Consider the following 24,968-nt stretch of genomic DNA (forward strand, 5'->3'; position numbering starts at 1 on the left):
TCAGGCGCTCGCCTCGGCCTTTGGGGCGACGGGGGCTTCGGGCGGAGGTGCCAGGTCGCCTTTGATCGCCGGGGGCTGGCCGGTCAGCATCCGGATCAGTGTGACCAGTTCTTCCTTCAGCGCCTTGCGGTGGACGACGCGGTCCAGCATCCCGTGGTCCAGCAGGTATTCCGCGCGCTGGAAGCCTTCGGGCAGCTTCTCGCGGATCGTCTGTTCGATGACGCGCGCGCCGGCAAAACCGATCTGGGCGTTCGGTTCGGCGATCTGCACGTCGCCCAGCATGGCATAGCTCGCCGTCACGCCGCCAGTCGTCGGGTGGGTCAGGACCACGATGTACGGGAGGCCCGCCTCTTTCAGCATCTGCACCGCGACGGTCGTGCGCGGCATCTGCATCAGGGACAGCATCCCCTCCTGCATCCGCGCCCCGCCCGAGGCGGAGAACAGCACCAGCGGCCGCTTGAGTTTCACCGCACGTTCGGCCGCAGCAATGATCGCGTTGCCGACATACATGCCCATCGACCCCGCCATGAAGCTGAAATCCTGCGCGGCGGCAACGATGGGGGTGCGGGCGATCTCGCCTTCCGCCACCAGCATCGCATCCTTTTCGCCGGATGCCTTCTGGGCGGCCTTGATCCGGTCAGTGTATTTCTTCTGGTCGCGGAACTGCAGCGGGTCGACCACGGCATCGGGCACCTTAACTTCGGTGTAGATGCCGCCGTCAAACAGGGCGGCAAACCGGCCACGCGGACTGATCGCCATATGATGATCACAGCTGAGGCACACGTTCAGGTTTGCCGAAAGCTCGCGGTGGAACAGCATCGTCCCGCATTCGGGGCATTTCGTCCAAAGATTGTCCGGCGGCTCCCGGCGCGAGAACAGCGAGTTGATCTTCGGACGGACGTAGTTGGTGATCCAGTTCATGCGCCTGCTGCCCTTTGGGTCAGCCTTCGAAATAAGCCGGGGGGCGGCGAAATGCAATCAGCCCCGCACCGGGTGGGCGGAGTGAAACTTCTGGGCAAGGCCCCCGTAGCTTTGGCATCGCAGAACGGAGGAACCGATGCCCCAAGGCCCCCTCGTCTATCGCCAGCGCCTGCTGACCCGGGTCACCCATTGGCTTTGGGCCGTCAGCCTGTTCTTCCTGATGCTGACCGGCCTGCAGATCTTCAACGCCTTCCCCAGCCTGCACATCGGCAAGGAATCCGGCTTTGACTACGACAACGCGATCCTCACGATCGGGGCGGTCGAGGTCGATGGGACCTTGCGCGGAGTGACCCGCGTCCTTGGGGCCGAGTTCGATACCACGGGGGTCCTTGGCGTCTCGAACGGCGAGGCGCGGGCCTTCCCGGCGGCGCTGACGATCCCGTCAAAGACCAGCCTTGCGACGGGCCGGGTGATCCACTTCTTCTTTGCCTGGGTGCTGGTGGGCACGCTGGCGGTCTGGCTGGTCGCCTCGGCGCTGAACGGGCATCTGCGCCAGCTGGTCCCGACCTTGGCCGACCTGCGCGCACTGCCCCGGGACATCGTCGACCATGCCAGGCTGCGGTTTCACCATTCCGGCGAATACTCGGTGCTGCAGAAGCTCGCCTATGCCTCGGTCCTGTTCGTGGCGCTGCCGTTGATGATCCTGACCGGGCTGTCGATGTCTCCGGGTTTCAACGCCGCCGCGCCGTGGCTCTTGGACCTGTTCGGAGGCAGACAGACGGCGCGGACGATCCACTTCCTGACCATGGTCGCGCTTCTGGGGTTCTTCGCCGTCCACATGGCGATGATCCTGCTGGCAGGTCCCCTGAACGAGATGCGGTCGATCCTGACCGGCTGGTATCGCACGGATGGAGGAAAGCATGATTGACCGCCGCAAACTTCTCTTGGGCGGGGCCGCCCTGGCGCTGTCGGGCTGCAAGGTGTTCGACAGCGCGATGGAGGGGGACAGCGCCCTGCGCGCCCTGTTCGCCAGCCACGAGGGGCTGACCCGCACTACCCAACGCGCGCTGATCGGCGACCGGCTTGCGCCCGAGTTTTCCGAGGCCGACATCCGTCAGGGCCAGCGGCCCAATGGATCGGTCAATCCCGATGGAGCCGAGTATCGCCGCATGGCCGAAACCGGGTTTGCCGACTATCGGCTGACGGTCACGGGCCTGGTCGATACGCCTCAGACCCTTTCGCTGGCCGCACTGACCGCGCTGCCCTCCCGCACCCAGATCACCCGGCACGACTGCGTGGAGGGGTGGAGTTGCATCGCCAAGTGGCAGGGCGTGCCCTTGGGGACAGTGCTGAAGCTGGCGCAGCCGAAGGTCACGGCGCGCTATGCGGTCTTCCACTGTTTTGACGCCATCGAACGCAGCCTGTCGGGTGAGGTCTTCTACTATGAAAGCATCGACCTGATCGACGCCTTCCACCCCCAGACGATCCTCGCCTATGCGATGAACGGCGCGCCCTTGCCAGTGGCGAACGGCGCGCCCCTGCGGCTGCGGGTAGAGCGGCAGCTGGGCTACAAGATGGCGAAGTATGTCCATACCATCGAGCTGACCGACAGCCTTGCGGCACTGGGATCGGGCCGGGGAAGCTATTGGGCCGACCGCGGGTATGAGTGGTACGCTGGCATCTGAAGACCCAAATTTCTTGAGTAAGAAATTTGTCAAAATCCTTGCTTAAGGATTTTGGGCGTCAGCCCCAGGTCGGGTGGAACTTGCCCGCCGGGGACAGCGTGAAGATCTCACACCCGGTTGCCGTGACGCCCACCGAATGCTCGAACTGCGCCGAAAGCGACTTGTCGCGGGTCACCGCCGTCCAGTCGTCGGCCAGCACCTTCGTCTCGGGCCGACCCAGGTTCACCATCGGCTCGATGGTGAAGAACATGCCTTCCTCCAGCACCGGGCCCGAGCCCGCGCGGCCATAGTGCAGGACGTTCGGGGGCGCGTGGAACACCCGGCCAAGCCCATGGCCGCAGAAGTCCCTCACAACGCTCATCCGCTGCGCCTCGACGTAAGCCTGAATGGCGTAACCGATGTCGCCGAAGGTGTTCCCGGGCTTCACCGCCGCGATCCCGCGCATCAGGCCTTCGTGGGTGACCTCGATCAGCCGCTCGGCCTTCCGCGCCAGTTGGCCCGCCACATACATCCGGCTTGTATCGCCGTACCAGCCGTCCACGATCACCGTGACGTCGATGTTCAGGATGTCGCCATCCAAAAGCACCTTCGACCCCGGAATCCCGTGGCAGACGACATGGTTCACGCTGATACAGGAGGCGTGCTTGTAGCCCTTGTAGCCGATGGTGGCCGAGGTGACGCCGCGCCGCTTGATCTCGGATGTGATGAAGTCGTCGATGGCCCCGGTGGTCGTTCCCGGCACGACAAGGGGCGCCACGGCGTCAAGGATTTCGGCGGCGACGCGACCGGCGGTGCGCATGCCGACAAAGTCCGCATCTTCGTAGATGCGGATACCGTCCTTGGTGATCCGGGCGCGCATGTCGTCCAATCTCGGCTCCTTCGCGACATACATAATTATCTTGCGTGGAAATGGCCAGAGCCGGGGGCTATACCCAACCCGAAGGTGAAGTACGGAGCCCCCCGATGACCAATCCCACAGCGGCAATCCTGGTGATCGGCGACGAAATCCTGTCCGGGCGCACCCGCGATTCGAACATGCATTTCCTGGCGGGCGAGCTGACGCGGATCGGCATCACCCTGCGCGAGGCGCGCGTGGTAGCCGACATCCATCCCGAGATTGTCGCGGCCGTCCGCGCCCTGTCGGCCAAGTACACCCATGTGTTCACCAGCGGGGGTATCGGTCCGACCCATGACGACATCACGGCGGACGCGGTGGCCGAGGCGATGGGCGCGAAGATCAGCCACCGCGCCGATGCGATGGCTCTCCTCCAGGCGCATTACGACCGGGCGGGGCTGCCGTTCAACGAAGCCCGCCAGCGGATGGCCCGCATCCCGGACGGGGCGGCGCTGATCGACAACCCGGTGTCCACGGCGCCGGGGTTCACCATCGGCAATGTCCATGTGATGGCGGGGGTGCCGAAGATCTTCGAGGCGATGGTGGCCAGCGTCCTGCCCAAGCTGACCGGCGGCCCGCCGCTTCTGTCGCAGACCCTGCGCGTCGACCGGGGCGAGGGCGAGATTGCCGCCGACTTCGGGGCGCTGGCAGCCGAGTTTCCCGACCTGTCGATGGGCTCCTACCCCTTCATCCAGAACGGCGCGCATGGGACGAACCTGGTGATCCGCGGCACCGACCCGGCGCTCCTGGACGCCGCCATGGTCCGGCTGACCCGGATGTTCGGATGACGCCCGATGTGCTGGCCGAAGTGATGGAGGCGACCTGGCCCCCGGCCGGCCGCAGCCGCCTTGGCCCCTTCACCCTGCGCGACGGCGCGGGGGGCGGCAAGCGCGTCTCGGCGGCAAGCCTTGAGGGCCCGTTTTCCGACCAGGGCCTCGATGCGCTGGAGGCCGCGATGGCCGAGCCGCTGATGCTGGTCCGCGAGGGCGAGGCGGCGCTTGACGCGGCCCTTGACGCCCGCGGCTGGCGGGTGGTCGATCCGGTGGTCGCCTATGCCGCCCCGGTGGCGGACTTGACCGCCGACCTTCCGCCCTTGGCCGCCTTTCCGCACTGGCCGCCCCTGGAAATCGCCAGGTCGCTTTGGGCCGAGGGCGGCATCGGCCCGGCGCGGATCGCGGTTATGGAGCGGGTCACTGGCGCAAAGGCTGCGCTTCTGGCACGCAATGCGGACCGGTCGGCCGGGGTGGCCTTCGTCGCCTGCCACGGCGTCGATGCGATGCTGCATGCGCTGGAGGTCAGCCCAGGCCTCAGGCGGCAGGGGGTGGGAGAGACGCTTTTGCGGGCTGCGGCGAATTGGGCCGTAGGTCAAGGCGCCCAGCGTCTGTCGCTGGTCGTGACCCGGCAGAACGTCGCCGCCCGCGCGCTCTACGCTCGTCTTGGCATGGGCGTTGTGGGACAGTATCACTATCGGATGAAATGATCGCGGAAAGCGACGGGCAGTGCCGAAGGCAACCCTATCCCTGCTGATGCTGATGCTGGCCTCGCCCGTGGCGGCGTTGACGCTTGACTTGCCGGCCGAAGTGCTGGGCGAGGAAAGCCGCAACGAGGTTCCGGGCAGCTATGCTTTGCCGATTGCTGGCTTCGACGGATCGACCGTGCCCGCGCGCGTCGTGGAAGGGGCGCTGGACCAGCGGGCCTACCGGCTGGATGCGGCGGGACAGACGACGCTGGCGATCCTGGCCCCGTTGCGCGATCAGGTCCGGGCTGCGGGCTATGAGATCCTGTTCGAATGCGAGGCGAGGAGTTGCGGCGGCTTCGATTTCCGGTTTGGCACCGAGGTGATGCCCGAGCCGGACATGCATGTCGACCTGTCCGACTACCGTTTCCTGTCCGCCGTGTCCGGTGACGATGTGGTGTCGATCCTGGTCAGCCGCAGCACGAATGCGGGTTATGTCCAGATCACCCGGATCACGAAGGCGCCCCTGGCCCCCGCTCCGCAGCGGACCGAGATCGACCTGCCCGACGAAGTTGCCGCTCCCGTGGCCGCCGTGACCAGCGCCGATGCCTCTGGTATCGCCAAGGCGCTGGACGACGTCGGAGTTGTGGCACTGGATGACCTGGTCTTCGCCAGCGGTGCGGCGACCCTGACCAACGGCGACTATGCCTCATTGGCCGCGGTTGCCGCCTGGCTGCAGGCCAATCCGGATGGCACGGTGGCACTGGTCGGGCATACCGATGCCTCGGGCAGCCTGGCCGGGAACATCGCCCTGTCCGAACGCCGGGCCGAGGCGGTAGCCGAAGTGCTGATCGAAACCCATGGCGCTGATCGCAATCGGGTGGTGGCCAAAGGCGTGGGCTTCCTGGCCCCGCGCGCGACGAATCAGACCGAAGAGGGACGGCAGAAAAACAGACGGGTCGAAGTGGTTGTCACTTCGACCCGCTGACGACCGCGAGGGAAAGGGGGAGGTGCGGTCGTCGTCAGTAACAGTCGGCGGCCGCGAGGCTCACCAGTTGTCGGGACCCTTGTCGGCATAGCGCCGCGCCAGGAAATCGATGAATGCGCGGACCTTGGGCTGGGTGAACCGGCCCGGCGGGTAGACCGCGTAGATGCCCAGCACTTCGGTCGGCAGCCCCGGGATCGCCTCTTCCACTTGGCCCTGGCGCATCGCGTCGGCATAGAGGAAGGACGGAAGGTAAGCGATGCCGAGGCCGGAGATCGCGGCGTTCAGCAGGCTTTGCCCGTCGTTCACCGTCAGCCAGCCCACCGAGCGGACCTGCCGCTTTTCGCCCGAGGGCGCGGTGATCTTCCAGACGTTGCCGTTGGCCTGATTCGAATAGTGCAAGAGCTTGTGGTCGTTCAGATCGTCGATCTTCTGCGGCCGCCCGAACTTCTGGAAATAGGACGGCGAGCCGATCATCCGCTTGGTCGTTTCGGTCAGCTTGCGGGCGCGGAGGCTCGAGTCCTCCAGTTCACCCACCCGGATCGCCATGTCGAAGCCTTCGCTGATCAGTTCGACATAGCGGTTGTTCAGGACCATGTTCACCGTGATGTCGGGGTATTCCAGCAGGAAATCCCCCAGAATCGGTGACAACAGGTTCACGCCGAAGTCCGTCGCCACCGACACGCGCAGAAGGCCCGACGGCGCGGACTGCATCGAGGTGACCAGGGCATCCGCCTCGCCCGCGTCGTTCAGCACGCGACGGGCGCGGTCATAGTAGGCAAGGCCGATCTCGGTCGGGCTGACCCGGCGGGTGGTCCGGTTCAGAAGCCGCGCCCCAAGCCGCGCTTCCAGCGCCGAGACGTGTTTCGAGACGGCGGATTTGGAAATCCCCATCTTCTTGGCTGCATCGGTGAAGCCGCCCTGGTCCACTACCGTGGCAAAGGCCTCCATCTCTGTCAGTCGATCCATAGTGTCCTCTTGGGAACAATCACGCCGTTTGTCACAAATAGGTTTCACAAGGAAATCGGGCAGGATGGCGGCAATGGCGCGACCGATCCGGGGTATTGTGGGGGATCGTTCAAGGCGGGGAAACGTTTCCAGGGCCGATTCAATCGGCAGTCTGTTGCCGGAAGTGTGCCCCGTCCTGCGCGGAAAAAGGGGCAACATCGGCAGCCGGGCGGAAAAATGTTCCAGTGTTGCCGGTTGAACGGCAGTGCTTCGCCGCAGTTTTTCGGGTGCGGCACATGTCTATGGAACATCTTCCCGGAACCACCTAGCTAGCCCCCGGGGCAGGGAAACCTGCGCCGTAAATCGTGGCCCGCGGCGGAATAGCCGCACCACACAATCCTAAGTGGAAAAGGAGACTTCCATGAAACGCTTTGCACTCCTCGCTGCACCTGCCCTTCTGGCTTCGGCCGCCTTTGCCCAGGCCACGCTGCCTGAAGTTGCGGATGCCGATGGCAACGGAACCTGGTCGCTGGCCGAGCTTCAGGCGGTCTGGACGGATCTCAACGAGGAAACCTTTGCCAAGATCGATACCGGTGCCGACGGCGAGGTCGACCAGACCGAGTTGCAGGCGGCGCTGGATGGCGGCGTGATCACCGCTCCGGAAGCTTCGGGCGGCTGACGAGGGGCGCGCTCGTCGTTCGACTTCGTCGCTCCTCGCTGATTTCCGACGAGGAGACGAAGTCGAACGAGGAGGTTTCGCCTAAAGCCCAGCAGCCAGGCGCGCGGCCTGATCGATCGCGCGCTTGGCGTCCAGTTCGGCGGCCACATCCGCCCCGCCGATCCGATGGTGCGGAATGCCGCGCCGCTCCAGTTCGGCGCTTAGGCCGCGTTCCGGTTCCTGCCCCGCGCACAGCACCACGGCATCGACCGCAATCAGTTCCGGCTGTTCCCGCCCCGGTCCGTGGCTGATCCACAGGCCCTCGGACGTGAGCCGTTCGTAGTTGACCCCGCCCTGCATCCTGACCCGCTTCATCGCCAGGCTCGCCCGGTGAATCCAGCCGGTGGTCTTGCCCAGGCCGCGCCCCGGCTTTTCCGCCTTGCGCTGGAGAAGGTGCACCTCGCGCGCCGGGGGATGCGGCTTCGGCCCCTCGGGGTCCAGCCCGCCGCGATCTTCCCACGGCGCGGTGACGCCCCACTCCTGCCGCCAGAGGCCTGCGTCCAGCGTCGGGCTTGTGCCTTCGTGTACCAGCGTCTCGGCCACATCAAAGCCGATCCCGCCCGCCCCCACCACGGCGACCCGGCGGCCCAGGTCGGCGCCTTGCAGCACGTCGATATAGGACAGGACCTTGGCCCCGGGTTCGACCGGAATTCCCGGATCGCGCGGGGTGACGCCGGTTGCGATGACCACCTCGTCGAAACCCGCCAGATCGTCCGCCGTGGCCGCATGGCCCAGCCGCAGTGTGATCCCCGACACGCGCAGCATCGTGGCGAACCAGTCGACCAACCCGTGGAACTCTTCCTTCCCCGGCACCTGTTTCGCCAGATTCAGCTGCCCGCCCACCTGCGGCGCCTTGTCGAACAGCGTGACCTGATGGCCCCGCCCGGCGGCCACGATGGCGGTCATCATCCCCGCAGGCCCGGCCCCCACGACGGCCACCCGCTTCGCGGTCTCGGCGTGCGTATATACAAGCTCTGTCTCATGGCAGGCGCGCGGGTTTACCAGGCAGGAGGTCAGCTTGCCGCTGAACGTATGGTCCAGGCAGGCCTGGTTGCAGGCTATGCAGGGCGCGATCTCGCGGGCCCGCCCGCTGGCCGCCTTCGCGATGAAATCGGCATCCGCCAGCCAGGGCCGCGCCATCGACACCATGTCTGCCGCGCCCGTCGCCAACAGCTTCTCGGCCACCTCGGGCGTGTTGATCCGGTTCGAGGTGATGACCGGTATATACACTTCCGGCCGCAGCCGCGCTGTCAGATGCGCAAAGCCCGCCCGGGGGACCGAGGTCGCTATCGTCGGCACCCGCGCCTCGTGCCAGCCGATGCCAGTGTTGAGGACCGACGCGCCCGCACCCTCGATGGCCTTGGCCAGCGTCACGACCTCGTCCCAGGTCGAGCCATCCGGCACCAGGTCGATCAGCGAAATGCGGTAGACCAGCACCGGATCGGGTCCCATCGCCGCGCGGACGCGGGCCACCACCTCGACCGGCAGGCGCATCCGGTTGGCATAATCGCCGCCCCAGCGATCGGTGCGGCGGTTGGTGTGGGTCACCAGGAACTGGTTCAGGAAATAGCCTTCCGACCCCATCACCTCGACCCCATCATACCCCGCCTCGATGGCCCGGGCGGCGGCGGTGGCGATGTCGGCGATCTGCTTCTCGATCCCTTCCTCATCCAGCTCATGCGGCGGGAAGGGAGAGATCGGTGACTTGATCGGCGACGGCGCGACACATTCCTTGCCATAGGCATAGCGCCCGGCATGCAGGATCTGCATCGCGATATGGCCGCCTTCGGCATGGACGGCGTCGGTCACGCGGCGGTGGTTGGCGATGTCCTTGTCCGAGAAGAGACGCGCCGCGCCGGGGAACACCCCGCCTTCGCGGTTCGGGGCCATGCCGCCGGTGACGATCAGCCCGGCCCCGCCCCGCGCGCGGGCCGCGTAGAACGCCGCGACCCGGTTCCAGTCGCCAGTCTCCTCCAGCCCCGTGTGCATCGAGCCCATCAGGCTGCGGTTGCGCAGGGTCACCCCGGACAAGGTGATCGGCGACAGAAGGTGCGGATAGTCGGTCATGCGTGTCTCCCTTGGCGCCGCAGAATGGCGAAGCCCGCGCGCGGCGTCACCCGGAACGCGACGTCAAAGAATGACGACCTGCGCGGGGTCCAGAAGCCAGGGCGCGATGATGCCGCAGGTGTCGGCGAGAGGGAGAAGCGTCTCCGGCACCTCCATCCCGATCACCCGGGCCATGAAATCGGCCCGCGCGGCGCAGCGGCGCATCAGGTTCGGATGCCGCTCGGCCAGCGCCGCGCGCAGGTCGGCATGGGCGATGACATAGCCGTCCTCCATCCGGGTCGAGCCCCAGCGGGGATGCGCCGGGATCACGTCCATCTGCATCGCCATCCCCGAGGCGAGCGGGATGTCCGACCCCGGCATGATGGGCGAGGACATCCATTCATCGAGCCCGATCAGGTGGCCGGGGTTCAGCGTGATGCCAAAGTCGGCGGGCAACCGGTCATGGATCATCGCCCAGACCGCGCCCCCCGCCACGCCCGGTTTCATCATCGCGCACCACTGCGACATGGCATGGGCGTAGGGGTAGACGAAGTCCTCCAGATATCCCGCCGCGCTGGCAGGCAGGTCGCCCGGGCCCCGCGCCATCCAGCCTGCCCGGCAGATGTTCGACCCCCAATACGCGATGTTGAAGCTGGCGGGAACCCCGCGCCGGATGCGGTCGCCGATGGGGCCTGACAGACCCGGCGTGTCGCCCATCGCGAAGGTCAGGTGACAGCCAAGCGGCAGGCCACCGACCCGTGCCGCCTCGACGGCGGCGAAATCGGTCATGCCCTCCTGCAGCGCAAAGACCATGCGCTTCAGGGCCGAGGCCGCCATGTGGTTCGAAAACTCCAACCGGGCGATATCGTCGACGCTGACCCGGGCGCGCAATCCGTGGCCGGGATGCATGAAAAGTGCAGTCGCGTTTTCCACCCGGCCTGCCCGCTGCCGCAGCGGGTCGGCGAGGAAGGCGGGGATATCCAGCGCCAGGGCCGGGTCCGCGCCCGGCGGCAGCTCGTCGGCAACGTACCACTTCCAGCCCACCGCGCCGACCTTGACCCCCGCCGGGACGACCTCGTCCAGCCATTCCCACAGGCGTTTCGACCCGCGCGGCTGGCTCGGCAGCGACAAGGATGCGCAAAGCCCGGTGCGCACCCGACCAGCGGCCACCAGAGGCGAGACCACGGTATAGGCCAGGCATTCATTCCCCGCGATCAACAGCGCATCATCGGGCGTGACCACCAGCACCGCCTCTTCGAACCGGGGATCAAAGCCGGTCAGCCAGTGCAGGTTCGCCGCATGTTCGCGGTCGCCATAGATCACCAGTGCCGCATAGCCCGCCCCGGCCATCGCGGCGCGGACCGCCGCCAGCCGCGCCTCGGCCTCGGCCAGCGAAAAGGCGGGCGGCAGGTCCGGGGTCCCGTTGTCTGGCCAATCCAGGCGCTGCAGTCTGGTCATCGCATCCTCCCCCTGACGCGGTACGTCCTCAGGTCAGAGGAGGGCACGAAGTCGCCCGCGAGGCAAGAAGATAGCTTCCTTGCGAATCCCGCCGCCCGCGCCTATATCGACCCCTGAGAGGTTGGCGCGGGCAGGCGCCTCGCCAACCCGGTCAGGTCCGGAAGGAAGCAGCCGTAACGAGCCCCGCTTGGGTCGTTGTCCAGCCTCTCACCCCGGCTGCTGCGCTAGTCCGCAGCCACGCCGGTTCCACCGATGCCCCCATCCTGATCCACCGGAGTTTTTTGCTGCGGGCTGCAGGCCTGCAAAAGCAGCAGCGCAATCAGAACAAAGGTCCGCATTACTGGTCCGTCCCGCTCTCTTCGGTGGTGTAGAAATAGCCGCCAGCCCGAAACCGTCGGGTTCCGGGACTCACGATCTGCAGCGCAGCAGCCTCGGCGGCTAGGTCTTTCAGAAGCGCCATCTGCCCGGCGCGAAACGTCCGTTCCAACGTCGCTACGGCCTCGGGGCTCAACTGGTTGAAGTGCGCGGCCCGTTCGAAGAACGGCGCTTCGGCCGAGAGGATGTTCCCCGTCGCCGCTGCGAGGAAATCGCCCGCATTGTCGGCGAAGTATTCCAGCTGGGCTTCTGACCCTGCATGGGGCTGATAGCTCGCCTGTTCCAGCTTAAGCCTTCCCTCGGCAGTCTGCGACACCGTCCCCGCTGCCAGAAGCTGGTCGAGCATCGTCCGCGGGTGAACGTCGCGGCGGATGCCCTGCGCGAGCAGTTCGAACGTAGCGCCGTCGCCGGTTCGGTCCAGGTCCCGCCCGGTGAAGCGCGGATCGGTCCGCCAAACCTGGACCAGCCGGGCCAGATGGTTGACTTTGCGCGGTGCGGGCTCTCCGTCCGGCAAGGCTGAGAGCCGCACAACCTCACGGCGCTGCAGGCCCGTCATTACAGAAATCCGGCTGTCGGTCGCTTGCGGGCCGGCAATCCCCCGTGCCGACTGAACATAGTGCAGCTTCAGCCGTTCCGTGGCCGCACCGATCAGCACTCCTTGTCGGACCAGAAGCCGTGCAAGCGGGGCGAGGATGGAGTCAAGGAAGCGCGACATGTGTGCTTATTGCACATTTTTATTGCCAAGCAAGATGAATCTGTGTATGTGCAAATTACACATCTCTAGAGGAGCCCGCTGATGCGCGCATTGATCCTTGTCCACCTCTTGCTGGCCACCGCCTGCACGCATAGCACTCAGCTCACCTCTGGCGCCGAATACCTAGCCGCGACCGGCCCGGCAGGTGCGAGCGAAATCGATGCGGACATTGCCCGGATCGCGGCGGTCGAACCGAACCTAAGCTTTCCGGCAAAGATCGGGATTGCGCGGATCGTAAACGGTGACCTTACGACCCCCGATGCCGAAGAAGGCGCGCTTTTGGCCGACATGATCGCCCGCCACCCCGAGATGGGTGAGTTCGTGCCGATCAGTCCCCTTGTCTCAGCACTGGTCAACGGGGCGAACACCACCACGGTCGCCGGGAAGACTTCGACCATCGACGAGATCCGCCGGGCGGCGGCGCGCCAGCACCTTGATCACGTCCTGATTTACGAGATCGGCACCCGCAGCAGCGAGCGTGACACTCCGTTCGCGTTTGCCGATGCAACGTTGATTGGCGGGGCTTTCCTGCCGACCCGTAGCTTCAAGATCGCCGGGGTTGGCCAGGCCATTCTGGTCGACGTGCGCAATGGCTTTCCGTACGGTACAGCGACGGTGTCTGAAGACATTTCAGGCCTTGGACGCAGCTTCGGGACTGATCGGCGGTCTGAAGCCTTGCGTAAGCGCGCGACCGCCAAGGTGGCCAAGGCTCTGGTGCCAGAAATCGAGGCGATGCTGATAGACCTTCGCAAGGGCCTTGGCGAGTGACACGCGGTATGCCCGCTCGACGTGCGCCGAGATGCGCTAGTCCAGGATCGCCGACCACAGCACCGCGTTGCGCCGGGTGAAGGGCGGGATGTGGCCGATGCTGTGCAGCCCGAAATCGGCGGGGCGCAGCACTTTCTGCTCCTTCACCGCCTCGGGATACAGCGCCCGCGCCCGCCAGACCGCGGCCGGGGGCACCAGGTCGTCATCCGCCACCGCGATCATCCGCAGTCGCGCCGTCACCCGGGCCACATCGGGCAGCGGCAGGGTCCGGCCCACATCTGACAGATGCCAGCCGCGCGTCGTGCACCAGCGCCGCCAGTCTTCATACACTCCGCGCGGCAGGTCGGCGCCCAGACCGACGAGTGTTCCCGGCAGATACCCCGCCACGGCGGCAAGCGCCCGCACTGGCGGAGACCAGAACACCCGCGCCTTCCACTGATAGCGCCAGGGGTGGTCGCTGACATGGGTCAGCCCCGCCCCGATGGTGATCGCGCGGGTCACCCGGCCCATCGCCTCGTGCCAGCCCATCCAGAGCCCCCCGACCGAATGCCCCAGCACCCAAAGCTCGGTCTCGGGATACAGCCGCGCCAGCGTCGCCAGCGCCGCCGCCTGGTCAAGCCGCCCCCAGTCCGCCAGCGTCGCCTTCGACTGCCGCAAAGGACGGCGACGAGAGGCCCCGAAGTCGCGATAGTCATAAGTCAGGACCGCAAGGTCCCTTTCCCGCGCCGCCCACTCGGCGAAACCCCGGTAGTACCCGGCGGGCGCACCCGTCGCGCCATGGATCACCAGTGCCGCGCGGGGGGTCCCCTTCGGCCGCACGATCCGCCCACGCAACAGGGCGCCGTCGCTGCGGATATCCAGGTCCTCGGCGTTTGTCGTCTGAAGCGTTGCATCCAGCATGGCTGCCTCCGTCATTAGACCGATTGGTCTAGTAACATGACTGGACCGAATGGTCTAGTCTTTTCCTGCGCGACCTGACTTCCTATGTTGACGGCATGAGCGATGATCTGCCCACCCGTGACCGTCTGATCCAGGCTGCCACGCGCCTGTTCCGCCAGCGCGGGTACGAAGGCGCGGGCCTGGCCGAGATCCTGGCCGAGGCGGGGGTGCCGAAGGGCTCGCTGTATCACCATTTCCCCGACGGCAAGGCCGACCTCGCCTGCGCTGCCGCCGACTGGACCGCGTCCGAGATCATCCGGGTGATCGACGACAGCTTTCGCGCCGCGCCCGACTGGCGGCACGGGGTCACGACCTTCTGCTACAAGATGGCCAAGCTGTTCGACATCCTGCACAGCGCCGATGCCTGCCCGATCTTCGGCCTCTTGTTCGAAGGCCCCGACCAGGACCGGTTCCGCGCGCAGGCCGAACAATCCTTCGACCGCATCATCGCCGCCATCGCCCGCCATGGGGTCGGCCTGGGCATGGCCCCGGACGCGGCGCATGAGGCTGCCGAGACCTTCATCATCGGCTTCCAGGGCAGCTGGACGCTGGCCCGGATGCGGCGCGATTCGAACGTCCTGCGCGGGATGCCAGCGCGGCTTTACGGCCCCCTGCCTGCGGCTGCCCACTGAAACTGCTCCGGCGTCTCGACCGCGCAGGGCCTGACCGCGCGCAGCCGCTCCAGCGCGACTGGGGCTTCCTCGCCGACCTCGACCATCAGCCGAAGGGCCGCCGTCCCTGATCGGCCGCAGCCGCCCATGCAATGCACCCAGACCTTGCCGCCCGCCGCCAGCACCGCCCGCGCCCGGGTTGAGGCCGCGGGCCAAGCCGCCAGGGTCTGCCCGACGGGCGCGCCGTAGTCGCCAATGGGCAGGTGCAGCCAGTCGACACCCGCCTCGGCCAGGTCCTCGGGCAACCCCGCCGCTCCCTTCCCCGCCAGTTCATCTGCCGTGGTCATCGTCAGCGCCAGCCCTGGTCCCCAGCGCAGCAGCTGCGTCAGGTCGCCCGCATAGTCGCCACCCCGCCCCGGCATCGGCCCCAACCCCAGCACACCCCCGCCGACTGCCAGCTCTGCAATGACCATCGCGCCCTTCCCGGTGGACCTTCCGCCCCCCGCGCCCTAATCTCCCCCGGACTCACGAGGGGTTCCATGTCCGACGAGAAAGCCTACCAGGTCCTTGCCCGCAAGTACCGACCCGAGACTTTTGCCGACCTCGTCGGGCAAGAGGCGATGGTGCGCACCCTGAAGAACGCCTTTGCGGCGGACCGGATCGCGCATGCTTTCGTGATGACCGGCATCCGGGGGACGGGGAAGACCACTACCGCCCGCATCATCGCCAAGGGGCTGAACTGCGTCGGTCCGGACGGCACCGGCGGCCCCACCACCGAGCCCTGCGGGCAGTGCGAGCCCTGCCGCGCCATCGCCGAAGGCCGCCACGTCGACGTGCTGGAGATGGACGCGGCCTCCCGCACCGGGGTCGGCGACATCCGCGAGATCATCGACTCGGTCCACTACCGGGCGGCTTCGGCGCGATTCAAGGTCTACATCATCGACGAAGTGCACATGCTGTCGACCGCGGCCTTCAACGCGCTTCTGAAGACGCTGGAGGAACCTCCGGCGCATGTGAAATTCATTTTCGCCACCACCGAAATCCGCAAGGTCCCCGTCACCGTCCTGTCGCGCTGCCAGCGCTTTGACCTGAAACGGATCGAGCCCGAGGTGATGATCGCCCTTCTGCGCAAGATCGCGACGGCGGAAGGCGCGGCGATTGGCGATGACGCGCTGGCGCTTATTACCCGCGCCGCCGAAGGCTCGGCCCGCGATGCGACCAGCCTTCTTGACCAGGCGATCAGCCACGGGGCTGGAGAGACGACCGCCGACCAGGTCCGCGCCATGCTGGGCCTGGCCGACCGGGGCCGCACGCTGGACCTGTTCGACCTGGTGATGAAGGGCGACGCTGTGGCCGCGCTGGCCGAGCTTTCCGCGCAATACGCCGACGGCGCCGACCCGATGGCCGTCCTGCGCGACCTGGCCGAGATCACGCACTGGATTTCCGTCATCAAGATCAACCCCTCTGCCGCCGAGGACCCGACTACTCCGCCCGACGAACAGATCCGCGGCACCGACATGGCCGCCCGCCTGCCGATGCGCGCCTTGACCCGCATGTGGCAGATGCTTCTGAAGGCGATCGAAGAGGTGTCACTCGCCCCGAACGCCATGATGGCCGCCGAGATGGCGATGATCCGGCTGACCCATGTCGCCGACCTGCCCGACCCCGAAACGCTGGTGAAAAAGCTGCAGGACAGCCCGCGTCCCCCGCCGATGCCGGGCGGCGCGCCTGCGGGCGGCGGTGGCACGGTCCATTCCCCGCGCATGGCCCCGACCCACTCGGCGCCGACCCGCGGCCCGACGATGTCCGCCGCCGCCCCGGCGCTGGCCGAAAGCCAGCTGCAGGTCTACGCCAGCTTCGAACAGGTGGTCGAGCTGATCCGGCAGAAGCGCGACATCCTCCTCTTGAACGAGGTCGAGATGGGCCTCCGCCTCGTCCGCTATGCCCCCGGAAGGATCGAGTTCGAACCCGCCCCCGGCGCGAAGCCCGACCTTGCCGCCCGGCTGGGACAACGCTTGCAGGGCTGGACCGGGGCGCGGTGGGGCGTCTCGGTCGTCTCGACCGGAGGCCAGCCCACCATCGCCGAAAGCCGCGACAGCGAACTGGCGCAGGTCCGGGCCGAAGCCGCCGACAACCCGGTGGTCCAGGCAATCCTGACCGCCTTCCCCGGAGCGCGCATCGCCGAGGTCCGCTCGCCCGAAGCAATCACCGCCGCCGCCGCCGAAACCGCTCTGCCGACCGCCGAGCCCGAGGCCGACGACGACTGGGATCCGTTCGAGGCATGATCCGCCGCGCGACGCCAGCCGATGCGGCAACGCTTGCGCGGCTGAACACCCATGTCCAGGGCTGGCACGCCGCGCACTATCCCGAGGCCTTCTATCCCGACCCCGACCCAAAGGCCCTTGCGGCCTACTTCGCCGACCGCCTGGCCGACCCCGCCTGCACGGCCTTCCTCGCCGGCGATCCGGCAACCGGCTACGCGCTCTGCCAGCTTTACACCCGCGAGACCTCGATCTTTTCCCCCGGCTATCGCCGCCTGATGGTCGACCACATCGCCGTCGCCCCCGAGGCCCGTCGCCAGGGCCAAGGCCGCGCGCTGCTTCAGGCCGCAAGGACCCTCGCCCGCGACCTCAAGGCCGACGAGATCATGCTGGATACCTGGGCCGCCAACACCGAGGCCCAGGCCTTCTTCCGCGCGAATGGCTTTGAGCCCCGCCGAATGCTGTTCCGCGCCCTGCCCTAAGCTTGCACCCCGCCCCAGCACGCCGTATCTCTGGGGAAACAGAGAGGGAACGATATGCTGAAAGGCTTCGGCGGGTTGGGCGGGCTTGGCGACATGGCCAAGATGATGAAATCCGCCCAGGAAATGCAGGGCAAGCTGGTGGAGCTGCAGGAGGAACTGGCCCGCACCATCGTCACGGGCGAGGCCGGGGCTGGTCTCGTCAAGGCCCGCGCGACGGCCAAGGGCGAGGTCACGGGGCTGGACATCGACCCGTCGATCCTGGTGCCGTCCGAAAAAGAGGTGGTCGAGGACCTGATCCTTGCCGCAATCCACGACGTGCAACTGAAGGCCAAGGCGCGCAGCGAACAGGAGATGGCGAAGCTTGCCGAAGGCCTGGGCCTGCCTCCGGGCATGAAGCTGCCGTTCTGATCTGATGACACGGGACGACACCGGCATCGAGGCGTTGATCGAGCTGATGGCCCGCCTGCCGGGTCTTGGCCCAAGGTCTGCCCGCCGCGCCGTCTTGTCGTTGTTGAAAAAGCGTGGCCAGCTGATGGCCCCGCTGGCCCAGGCGCTGGCCGAGGTCGCGCTGACCGCCAAGGACTGCCGGGTCTGTGGCAACATCTCGACGACCGAGGTCTGCGGCATCTGCAGCGACCCAGCCCGTGCGACGGGGGAAATCTGCGTAGTGGAGGATGTGGCCGACCTTTGGGCGATGGAACGGGGTCAGGTCTTCCGCGGCCGCTACCATGTGCTGGGCGGCACCCTCTCGGCGCTGGACGCCATCGGCCCCGAGGAGCTTGGCATCCCCCGCCTTGCCGCGCGCGTGGCCGAGGAGGGGACGCGCGAGGTCATCCTGGCGCTGAACGCCACGGTCGACGGCCAGACCACCGCGCATTACATCGCCGATGCACTGTCCGGGACCGAGGCCCAGATCACCACGCTCGCCCAAGGCGTCCCCATCGGGGGAGAGCTTGACTACCTCGACGATGGCACCATCGGTGCCGCCCTCCGCGCCCGCCGCAGGATTTGACGCCACCGCTCCTCGATGACTTCGTCACTCGTCGCTGACCTCCCGACGAGAAGCCGAAGGCGAACGAGGAGGCGTTCAGAGGCTCAAAAGTCCCGGCAAGTCCTCCATCCGGTGGAACAACGGCACGCCCAGGTCTGTCAGCTGGCGCGCGGTCGGAGTGTCCGGCCCATGTTCGGCATAGCCCAGAACCCGCATCCCCGCCGCAAGCCCGGCCCGCGCGCCCGAGGCGCTGTCCTCGATCACCACGCAGCCCGACGGCTCCGCCCCGCAGGCCTGCGCCGCCTGCAGATAGACATCCGGCGCGGGCTTGGGCGCGCCGATCGCCTGCCCGGACAGCACCACCCGGAACCGGTGCATCAGCCTGTGCTGGCCGAGGGTGATCTGCATCTTTTCCATCGACCCGTTCGACCCCATCGCATAGGGCACCCCCGCCGCATCCAGCCGGTCCAGGACGTCAACCACCCCAGCGATCAGCGGCACACCCGCCGCCAGCATTGCATACATCCGGTCATAGAACCGGGCGACCCAGTCCCCCGGCAACCGCGCCCCCGCCTCGCGGGCCCGGTTCGCCACCATCTCGACCGTGCCGCCCACAAAGCGCGTCTCGAACTCCTCCTCCGTCAGCGGCAGCCCATGCGCGGCGAGATCCTCGCGGAACATCCGGAAGGTCATCCGCTCGCTGTCGACGATCACGCCGTCACAGTCGAATAGAACGGCTTCAGGGCGGGTCATGCGGCTTTCCACTTGGAGATGCGACGTCGAAGGTCCTCCGGTGTCACGCCGTCAGGAAGAGCTTCATCCGGCACAAGCAAAGCTTGATAGGGCAAGATCAGTAACAAGGTTGCGTCATCCATGCGCACGATCTCGATGATCTCACGCCAGGACAATTGCGTTCCCTGCGCATTCACCCCTGCGGGGCCGATGCTAAGAGTTGCGACAGGTCGGTTCCGGATTGGAGCGGCATCCGCGGCCGCCGCCATACGACGCTGTGACAAGTGCCGCAACAGGTCGTGGACGACAAAGAAGGCAAGTCCCGGAAGCAGCCATTTTGCGCCATCTCCGGGGTGGGACGCACTTGCTTGCACGGTGAAGAACACCGCGAAAAAGCCAATTAGAGCTGCAGGGGTTGCAAAGCGAGCAATCGACCGCCTGGCAACTCGGTTGTTGAAGGCGCGCTCTATGCGCCGCACGCGCTCTGTCCTTGGGTCGTAAGTTACAAGAATCTCGTTCATACCACCCTCACCAGAGTCACCACCGTATCCCCATATTTCCGCTGGTCCACCTGGTCGAACCCCTCCGGCACCACGGGGCCCGCGCCTTCCTCCCAGACGACCATTGCCTCCGGGGCCAGCCAGCCCCCGATCCGCGCCGCGGCCAGCGTCACCTCGCCCAACCCTTTGCCATAGGGCGGGTCAAGGAACACCAGCCCGTAGCCCGCCCCCACATTCGCCCCCAGCTTCCGCGCGTCCTGGCGAAGGACCCTCGTCTCCCCCTCAGCCCGCATCTTGCCGATGTTCGCCCGGATCAGCGCCAGCGCCTTCACCCCGTCATCGACGAACGTCACCTCCGCCGCCCCGCGGCTCAAGGCCTCCAGCCCCAGCGCCCCGGTCCCGGCGAACAGGTCCAGCACTCGCGCCCCCGCAACCGGGTTGCCATGCGCGTTGATCAGCAGGTTGAAGATCGCCTCGCGCACCCGGTCGGAGGTGGGCCGCAGATGCGCCGCGACATCGCCCTCGCCCACCTCGGCAAGCTTCAGTCCGCGACGGCTTCCGCCAATGATCCGCATGTCCGCTCCGCGCTGGTCTCCCCTGTCCCGTCCGGGGAGAGGGGCCGGGGGTGAGGGGGTCAGGCCTTCAGCAGCGCCTTCAGGTCGGGGGTCGATACGATCACCTCGGGTGCCGGCGATTTGCCCATCTCGATCAGCCGCTTGCCGACCATGTAGGCCCGGCCGTCGTTCATCGCGTCCACGGCCAGCAGGTCCGCGCCGCGATAGTACCAGAAGCTGACCGCCTCGCCCTCGCCCTTGCGGGTCGCGACATGGTCATAGCCGATGTTCAGCCCGGCGATCTGCAGCTTGAGGTCGTACTGATCCGACCAGAACCAGGGCTTGGCCTGATAGGGCTGGCCTGCCCCCAGGATGTTCGCCGCCACCGCCTCGGCCTGGTCGATGGCATTGCCGACCGACTCCAGCCGGATGCGCCCGCCCTGCCAGGGGAAGGACGCGCAGTCCCCCGCCGACCAGATCGATTGGTCCGAGGTCCGGCCCAGCTCATCCGTGGCGATCCCGTTGTCGAGGACCAGCCCCGCCTGTTCGGCAAGATGCGTATTCGGCGTGATCCCCACCCCCACGATCACGAAGTCCGCGGGCAGGGTCCGCCCGTCCTTCAGGAGCGCGCCTTCCACCCGGTCGTCGCCGATCAACCGGTCGAGGCCCGTTGATTCCTGCAACTTCACCCCATGCGCCTGGTGCATCGCCCGCACGAAATCCGAGGTCTCGGGCGCCGCCACCCGCTGCAGAATGCGCGGGGCCATTTCCAGCACCGTCACCTCGAGCCCCAGCTTCGAGGCCACCGCCGCCGCCTCCAGCCCGATGTAGCCGCCGCCCACTATGATGACCTTGCGGCCCGCAACGAACTCGCCCCGCATCGCGTCGACATCGGCCAGGGTCCGCACCGTATAGACGCCCTCTAGCGACCCGCCAATGGACGCAGGCAAGCGACGGGGGGTAGAGCCCGTAGTCAGCGCCAGATGGTCATACTCCAGCGCCTCGCCGCCCACCGTCACCGTCTTCGCCACCGGATCAACGGCCGTCACTGGCTGGCCCAGCCGCATCTCCACCCGGTTCTCCGCCCAGAACTCGGGCGCGCGCAGCCAGAGGCGGTCTTCCTCCATCTCGCCCAGAAGATAGGCCTTCGATAGCGGCGGGCGCTGGTAGGGCGGCGCGGGCTCGTCGCCCAGCATCACGATCTCGCCGTCATGGCCCAGGGTACGCAGCTTCGCCGCCAGTGCCGCCCCGGCCTGCCCTGCCCCAACGATCACCACGCGCATCCGCCGTCCCCCCTCTGGCATGTTCCGCGCCGGACCCTATAACCCAAGGCAGGACGGGCGCAACGCGCCGTGACAACGAGGGATCGAAAATGACGATTGCAGAAGGTTCGAAACTTCCCGAGGCCACGCTTCTCAAGATGGGCGACGCCGGGGCCGAGGCGGTGAAACTGTCGGACAAGCTCAAGGGCCGCAAAGTGGTGATCTTCGGGCTTCCCGGCGCCTATACCGGGACCTGTTCCACCGCCCATGTCCCCAGCTTCATCCGCACCGCGAAGAAATTCGCCGACAAGGGCGTGGACGAGATCATCTGCGTGGCCGTCAACGACCCCTTCGTGATGAAGGCCTGGGGCGAGGCGACCGGGGCCACCGCCGCCGGGATCACCATGCTGGGCGATGCGGATGCAAGCTTCACCAAGGCCATCGGTCTCACCTTCGACGTGCCGCACCTTGGCTTCTTCGCCCGGTCCAAACGCTATTCGCTTCTGGCCGAGGACGGGGTGGTGACGAAGTACAACCCGGAAACCGGCACCGGCTGCGAGATTTCGGCTGGCGAACACCTCTTGTCGCAGCTCTGACCGACCGCTCATCGCAGCCTTCGGCGCTCTTCGCTGCCCCGAGGAGAAGCCGAAGGCGCACGACGAGGGGCCGTCACCCCTCGCGCACGTGACGCTGGAAGGCGCGCTTCAAGAGGTCCAGCTCGGAACGGAGCAGGCTGACTTCGGCACGAATGTCCTCGTCCAGCGGCACCCCGGCGACCAAGGTGAACTCAGCCAGCGTTTCCCCGCCCGACCGCAGCACGAAGGTCTGCACGCCCTCGTTCAGCGCCCAGGCCGGGATCGGCACCCGGACGGTGAACTGCCCGGCCTTGCCCGGTTTCGGGGAGACCTCGACACCTTCGACCGTCCGCCCTGCGTGCAGCGCCTCGACGACCGGCGCATCGCCAGCCCCGCTCAGTGCGCCTTCCCAGACCCCGCCCGCGATCCGCGTCTGCACCAGCGTCATTCCGGTCGCCTTGGCCATGCTGCCCCCTTACAGTTCCGCCCGTGGCCGACGGCTGACCAGCACATCCCGGATCACGATGCGGCTCATCGCGACATCGTTCAGGATCAGGTCGACCCAGGCGCGTTCGACGCGTTTTTCGTTGATGTCGGCATAGGCCAGATCGAACTCGGCCAGCTTGTCGCGCCCGTCTTGCGGCAGGCTGCTCACCGGCTGCGACAGGTTCGGCCCGTGCTTGATGTTCAGCCGGGCATAGCCGCGGAACGGCGCGTCGGTCTCGACCACCAGTTCGACCCGCACCAGATGCCGCGCCTTCAGCCCGTCGATGGCCGCCTGCGGCAAGTTCATCGCGACCGACAGGAAGGTGCCCTTGAAGCCGAAGACATCCAGCGCCAGCCCGTAGGGCGCGCGGTCCTCGGCCTGAGTATTGCGGACCTGCCGCGCCACCACTTCGCCCAACGGGCAGTCGTGATACAGCGCCAGGTTCTCGCCCAGGGCCGTCCGGTCGCCCTGGGCGATGATCCCGGGTTCGGCGATGGCCCCGCGCCACAGATCGGGGCGCCAGGACCAGTCGGTGCCCAAGGGCATCTGCGGCAGGCCAGAGTTCAGCGACGGCACTGCCAGCCGCGCATCGGCGGCCTGGATGACCCGGTCCAGGTGCCGCCGCATGCCGCGCGCCTCGGTCCGCAGGGCGCGCACCTCAAAACCGTCCAGGTCGTCCACCGCATTGGCCAGTCGCGCCCAGCGCCGCTCGGCCCGCTTTTGATGCCAGCCCTCGATGCCCCGGGAAATGCCGCTGGCCATCGGCCTTACTGGTCCATGTAGACGTGGCTTTCGCCCTTCGCCCCTGGATGCGTCACCGCCCCCCAGCGCGCGCCACCGCAAAGCTTGGCGAACTTGTGCACCGCGCCCGAGGTGTAAGCCGTCTTGCGCGGCCCCTTCCATTCCGTCTTGCGCTTGGCCAGTTCCTCATCCGACAGCGCGACCGACAGCTCTCCGGTCACCGCGTTCAGCGTGATGACATCGCCGTTCTTGAGAAGAGCAATCGGCCCGCCATGCGCCGCCTCGGGGCCGACGTGGCCCACGCAGAAGCCCCGCGTCGCGCCCGAGAACCTGCCATCGGTGATCAGCGCCACCTTCTTGCCCATGCCCTGGCCGGACAGGGCGGCGGTGGTCGACAGCATCTCACGCATTCCCGGCCCGCCAGCGGGGCCTTCGTTGCGGATGACGATGACCTCGCCCTCCTTGTATTCCCGCGCCTTGACGGCGGCGAACGCATCTTCCTCACATTCGAAGACGCGCGCCGGGCCGGTGAAGACCTGTTCGGCCTCGGTCATGCCTGCGACCTTCACGATGGCCCCGTCGGGTGCCAGGTTGCCCTTCAGGCTGACCACGCCGCCCGTCTTGGTGATGGGGCTGTTGATGTGGTAGATCACCCGCCCGTCGGCCTCGCCCCGGATCTCGTCCAGGGACTCGCCCAGCGTCTTGCCTGACGCGGTGATGCAGTCGAGGTGCAGCAGGCCTTCCTTCGCCAGCTCCTTCATCACCACGGCCACGCCACCGACCTCGTGCAGGTCCTTCGCCACGTACTTCCCGCCCGGACGCAGGTCGACGAAATAGGGCGTGTCCTTCATGCAGGCCGCCACGTCGAACAGATCGAAGTCGATCCCCGCCTCATGCGCGATGGCGGGCAGGTGCAGCGCCGCGTTGGTCGAGCCGCCGGTGCAACCCACGACGCGGGCGGCATTCTCCAGCGACTTGCGCGTCACGATGTCCCGCGCGCGGATGTTCTTCTCGATCAGGTTCATGACCGCCACGCCCGACGCCTCGCAGAACTGGTCGCGGGATTCATAAGGCGCAGGCGCGCTGGACGAATTCAGCAGCGCCAGACCGATCGCTTCCGACACGCAGGCCATCGTGTTGGCCGTATACTGCGCCCCGCAGGCACCCGAGGAGGGGCAGGCGACCTTTTCCATGATCGCAAGCTCGACGTCCGACAGGTTCCCGGCCTGGTGCTTGCCCACAGCCTCGAACATGTCCTGCACGGTGATGTCCTGGCCCTGATAGCGGCCCGGCAGGATCGACCCGCCATAGATGAAGACCGACGGCGTGTTCAGCCGCACCATCGCCATCATCATCCCCGGCAAGGACTTGTCGCAGCCCGCCAGACCCACGATCGCGTCATAGCAATGCCCGCGCATCGTCAGCTCGACCGTATCCGCAATGGCATCACGGCTGGCAAGCGAGGACCGCATCCCCTCGTGCCCCATCGCGATCCCGTCGGTCACGGTGATCGTGGTGAACTCGCGCGGGGTGCCGCCGCCCTTCTTCACGCCCTGCTTCACGACCTGAGCCTGCCGGTTCAGCGCGATGTTGCAGGGGGCCGCCTCGTTCCAGCAAGTCGCCACGCCCACCCAGGGCTGGTGGATTTCTTCCTCGGTGATCCCCATCGCATAGAAGTAGCTGCGGTGCGGAGCGCGCGCCGGGCCTTCGGTCACATGGCGGCTGGGAAGCTTCGACTTGTCGAAACGCGGGTTGGTCATGACGGCTCCTTGCGGGCAATGGGCATGCGTTGGCTCGCCGCAAGGGATAAAGGCCCGCCCCGCC

28 protein-coding genes and 1 other RNA gene are annotated in these 24,968 nt (G+C 67.1%); 14 read left to right on the forward strand and 15 right to left on the reverse strand.

Features of this window, described 5'->3' with window-relative positions; translation table 11 throughout:
- Positions 1-921 (reverse strand): acetyl-CoA carboxylase, carboxyltransferase subunit beta, encoded by a 921-nt coding sequence (accD, locus tag AC2EAL_RS01890; RefSeq protein ID WP_484722474.1) that lies wholly within the window; start codon positions 919-921, stop codon positions 1-3.
- Between the two features lie 136 nt (positions 922-1,057).
- Here accD and AC2EAL_RS01895 point away from each other — a divergent pair, with 136 nt between their 5' ends.
- Both AC2EAL_RS01895 and AC2EAL_RS01900 read left to right on the forward strand, forming a co-directional pair.
- Positions 1,058-1,849, forward strand: coding sequence for a cytochrome b/b6 domain-containing protein (locus AC2EAL_RS01895; protein ID WP_484722475.1), 792 nt, complete (start codon positions 1,058-1,060; stop codon positions 1,847-1,849).
- The gene (locus AC2EAL_RS01900) at positions 1,842-2,606 is read left to right on the forward strand and encodes a molybdopterin-binding protein (RefSeq protein ID WP_484722476.1); all 765 of its coding nucleotides are present in this window, start codon (positions 1,842-1,844) and stop codon (positions 2,604-2,606) included. The genes AC2EAL_RS01895 and AC2EAL_RS01900 overlap by 8 nt, the downstream gene beginning before the upstream one ends.
- 58 nt (positions 2,607-2,664) lie before the next feature.
- On the opposite strand, the gene map is transcribed toward AC2EAL_RS01900, so the two are convergent.
- The gene (map, locus tag AC2EAL_RS01905) at positions 2,665-3,465 is read right to left on the reverse strand and encodes a type I methionyl aminopeptidase (RefSeq protein WP_484723383.1); all 801 of its coding nucleotides are present in this window, start codon (positions 3,463-3,465) and stop codon (positions 2,665-2,667) included.
- Positions 3,466-3,569: 104 nt separating this feature from the next.
- On the opposite strand from map, the gene AC2EAL_RS01910 reads away from it, so the two are divergent.
- From AC2EAL_RS01910 to AC2EAL_RS01920, 3 genes are read left to right on the forward strand one after another with little or no spacing between them, the layout of a single operon-like run.
- Positions 3,570-4,289, forward strand: coding sequence for a competence/damage-inducible protein A (locus AC2EAL_RS01910; RefSeq protein WP_484722477.1), 720 nt, complete (start codon positions 3,570-3,572; stop codon positions 4,287-4,289).
- Positions 4,286-4,981, forward strand: coding sequence for a GNAT family N-acetyltransferase (locus AC2EAL_RS01915; RefSeq protein ID WP_484722478.1), 696 nt, complete (start codon positions 4,286-4,288; stop codon positions 4,979-4,981). Before AC2EAL_RS01910 ends, AC2EAL_RS01915 begins: the two co-directional genes overlap by 4 nt.
- Before the next feature lie 19 nt (positions 4,982-5,000).
- On the forward strand, positions 5,001-5,945 hold the full coding sequence (locus tag AC2EAL_RS01920) for an OmpA family protein (protein WP_484722479.1): 945 nt from the start codon (positions 5,001-5,003) through the stop codon (positions 5,943-5,945).
- A gap of 60 nt (positions 5,946-6,005) precedes the next feature.
- Here the strand turns inward: AC2EAL_RS01920 and AC2EAL_RS01925 are convergent, their stop codons facing one another.
- Entirely contained in the window at positions 6,006-6,911 is a 906-nt protein-coding gene (locus AC2EAL_RS01925; protein WP_484722480.1) for a LysR family transcriptional regulator, read from the reverse strand.
- Positions 6,912-7,311: 400 nt separating this feature from the next.
- On the opposite strand from AC2EAL_RS01925, the gene AC2EAL_RS01930 reads away from it, so the two are divergent.
- Positions 7,312-7,569, forward strand: a complete 258-nt coding sequence (locus tag AC2EAL_RS01930) for an EF-hand domain-containing protein (RefSeq protein WP_484722481.1) — start codon at positions 7,312-7,314, stop codon at positions 7,567-7,569.
- Between the two features lie 81 nt (positions 7,570-7,650).
- Here the strand turns inward: AC2EAL_RS01930 and AC2EAL_RS01935 are convergent, their stop codons facing one another.
- Both AC2EAL_RS01935 and AC2EAL_RS01940 read right to left on the reverse strand, forming a co-directional pair.
- Positions 7,651-9,675 carry a 2,4-dienoyl-CoA reductase FMN-binding domain-containing protein gene (locus tag AC2EAL_RS01935; RefSeq protein ID WP_484722482.1) on the reverse strand — a complete coding sequence of 675 codons (2,025 nt, stop codon included), beginning with the start codon at positions 9,673-9,675 and terminating at the stop codon, positions 7,651-7,653.
- A 63-nt stretch (positions 9,676-9,738) separates the two neighbouring features.
- Positions 9,739-11,112 (reverse strand): aminopeptidase P family N-terminal domain-containing protein, encoded by a 1,374-nt coding sequence (locus tag AC2EAL_RS01940; RefSeq protein WP_484722483.1) that lies wholly within the window; start codon positions 11,110-11,112, stop codon positions 9,739-9,741.
- A gap of 115 nt (positions 11,113-11,227) precedes the next feature.
- Between AC2EAL_RS01940 and ffs the strand changes: the two genes are divergently transcribed.
- Positions 11,228-11,324: signal recognition particle sRNA small type (gene ffs, locus AC2EAL_RS01945), an RNA gene on the forward strand.
- Between the two features lie 125 nt (positions 11,325-11,449).
- On the opposite strand, the gene AC2EAL_RS01950 is transcribed toward ffs, so the two are convergent.
- Entirely contained in the window at positions 11,450-12,202 is a 753-nt protein-coding gene (locus tag AC2EAL_RS01950) for a DUF6502 family protein (protein ID WP_484722484.1), read from the reverse strand.
- A gap of 81 nt (positions 12,203-12,283) precedes the next feature.
- Between AC2EAL_RS01950 and AC2EAL_RS01955 the strand changes: the two genes are divergently transcribed.
- On the forward strand, positions 12,284-13,009 hold the full coding sequence (locus tag AC2EAL_RS01955) for a hypothetical protein (protein WP_484722485.1): 726 nt from the start codon (positions 12,284-12,286) through the stop codon (positions 13,007-13,009).
- A gap of 36 nt (positions 13,010-13,045) precedes the next feature.
- On the opposite strand, the gene AC2EAL_RS01960 is transcribed toward AC2EAL_RS01955, so the two are convergent.
- Positions 13,046-13,909: an alpha/beta hydrolase family protein gene (locus tag AC2EAL_RS01960; RefSeq protein WP_484722486.1), complete on the reverse strand. Its 864-nt coding sequence runs from the start codon at positions 13,907-13,909 to the stop codon at positions 13,046-13,048.
- 95 nt (positions 13,910-14,004) lie between these two features.
- Between AC2EAL_RS01960 and AC2EAL_RS01965 the strand changes: the two genes are divergently transcribed.
- Positions 14,005-14,580: a TetR/AcrR family transcriptional regulator gene (locus AC2EAL_RS01965; RefSeq protein WP_484722487.1), complete on the forward strand. Its 576-nt coding sequence runs from the start codon at positions 14,005-14,007 to the stop codon at positions 14,578-14,580.
- Here the strand turns inward: AC2EAL_RS01965 and AC2EAL_RS01970 are convergent.
- Positions 14,550-15,032, reverse strand: a complete 483-nt coding sequence (locus tag AC2EAL_RS01970) for a phosphatase domain-containing putative toxin (RefSeq protein ID WP_484722488.1) — start codon at positions 15,030-15,032, stop codon at positions 14,550-14,552. The two genes, AC2EAL_RS01965 and AC2EAL_RS01970, sit on opposite strands and share 31 nt — an antisense overlap.
- Before the next feature lie 66 nt (positions 15,033-15,098).
- Here AC2EAL_RS01970 and AC2EAL_RS01975 point away from each other — a divergent pair, with 66 nt between their 5' ends.
- Genes AC2EAL_RS01975 through recR form a run of 4 tightly spaced genes read left to right on the forward strand, consistent with a single transcriptional unit; the run spans position 15,099 to position 18,314 of the window.
- A complete protein-coding gene (locus tag AC2EAL_RS01975) occupies positions 15,099-16,844 on the forward strand; it encodes a DNA polymerase III subunit gamma/tau (protein ID WP_484722489.1) in 1,746 nt (581 codons plus the stop codon).
- Complete coding sequence (locus AC2EAL_RS01980) at positions 16,841-17,302, forward strand: GNAT family N-acetyltransferase (RefSeq protein WP_484722490.1); 462 nt, start codon at positions 16,841-16,843, stop codon at positions 17,300-17,302. The genes AC2EAL_RS01975 and AC2EAL_RS01980 overlap by 4 nt, the downstream gene beginning before the upstream one ends.
- A gap of 54 nt (positions 17,303-17,356) precedes the next feature.
- The gene (locus AC2EAL_RS01985) at positions 17,357-17,710 is read left to right on the forward strand and encodes a YbaB/EbfC family nucleoid-associated protein (RefSeq protein ID WP_484722491.1); all 354 of its coding nucleotides are present in this window, start codon (positions 17,357-17,359) and stop codon (positions 17,708-17,710) included.
- A gap of 4 nt (positions 17,711-17,714) precedes the next feature.
- Complete coding sequence (gene recR / locus AC2EAL_RS01990) at positions 17,715-18,314, forward strand: recombination mediator RecR (protein WP_484722492.1); 600 nt, start codon at positions 17,715-17,717, stop codon at positions 18,312-18,314.
- A 75-nt stretch (positions 18,315-18,389) separates the two neighbouring features.
- Here the strand turns inward: recR and AC2EAL_RS01995 are convergent, their stop codons facing one another.
- The 4 genes from AC2EAL_RS01995 to AC2EAL_RS02010 are packed head-to-tail and all read right to left on the reverse strand — an operon-like array spanning position 18,390 to position 21,362.
- Positions 18,390-19,046 (reverse strand): HAD family hydrolase, encoded by a 657-nt coding sequence (locus AC2EAL_RS01995; protein ID WP_484722493.1) that lies wholly within the window; start codon positions 19,044-19,046, stop codon positions 18,390-18,392.
- Entirely contained in the window at positions 19,043-19,546 is a 504-nt protein-coding gene (locus AC2EAL_RS02000) for a hypothetical protein (RefSeq protein ID WP_484722494.1), read from the reverse strand. Before AC2EAL_RS02000 ends, AC2EAL_RS01995 begins: the two co-directional genes overlap by 4 nt.
- On the reverse strand, positions 19,543-20,100 hold the full coding sequence (gene rsmD, locus AC2EAL_RS02005) for a 16S rRNA (guanine(966)-N(2))-methyltransferase RsmD (protein WP_484722495.1): 558 nt from the start codon (positions 20,098-20,100) through the stop codon (positions 19,543-19,545). The genes AC2EAL_RS02000 and rsmD overlap by 4 nt, the downstream gene beginning before the upstream one ends.
- 59 nt (positions 20,101-20,159) lie before the next feature.
- Positions 20,160-21,362, reverse strand: a complete 1,203-nt coding sequence (locus AC2EAL_RS02010) for an NAD(P)/FAD-dependent oxidoreductase (RefSeq protein WP_484722496.1) — start codon at positions 21,360-21,362, stop codon at positions 20,160-20,162.
- Positions 21,363-21,451: 89 nt separating this feature from the next.
- Here AC2EAL_RS02010 and AC2EAL_RS02015 point away from each other — a divergent pair, with 89 nt between their 5' ends.
- The gene (locus AC2EAL_RS02015) at positions 21,452-21,937 is read left to right on the forward strand and encodes a redoxin family protein (RefSeq protein WP_484722497.1); all 486 of its coding nucleotides are present in this window, start codon (positions 21,452-21,454) and stop codon (positions 21,935-21,937) included.
- 73 nt (positions 21,938-22,010) lie between these two features.
- Here AC2EAL_RS02015 and AC2EAL_RS02020 read toward each other — a convergent pair whose 3' ends face one another.
- The 3 genes from AC2EAL_RS02020 to ilvD are packed head-to-tail and all read right to left on the reverse strand — an operon-like array spanning position 22,011 to position 24,904.
- Entirely contained in the window at positions 22,011-22,382 is a 372-nt protein-coding gene (locus AC2EAL_RS02020; RefSeq protein ID WP_484722498.1) for a hypothetical protein, read from the reverse strand.
- A 9-nt stretch (positions 22,383-22,391) separates the two neighbouring features.
- The gene (locus tag AC2EAL_RS02025) at positions 22,392-23,165 is read right to left on the reverse strand and encodes a DUF6478 family protein (protein ID WP_484722499.1); all 774 of its coding nucleotides are present in this window, start codon (positions 23,163-23,165) and stop codon (positions 22,392-22,394) included.
- A 5-nt stretch (positions 23,166-23,170) separates the two neighbouring features.
- Positions 23,171-24,904 carry a dihydroxy-acid dehydratase gene (ilvD, locus tag AC2EAL_RS02030; RefSeq protein WP_484722500.1) on the reverse strand — a complete coding sequence of 578 codons (1,734 nt, stop codon included), beginning with the start codon at positions 24,902-24,904 and terminating at the stop codon, positions 23,171-23,173.
- Positions 24,905-24,968 lie beyond the last annotated feature (64 nt).

The sequence above is a fragment of the Tabrizicola sp. T74 genome, assembly GCF_057219935.1.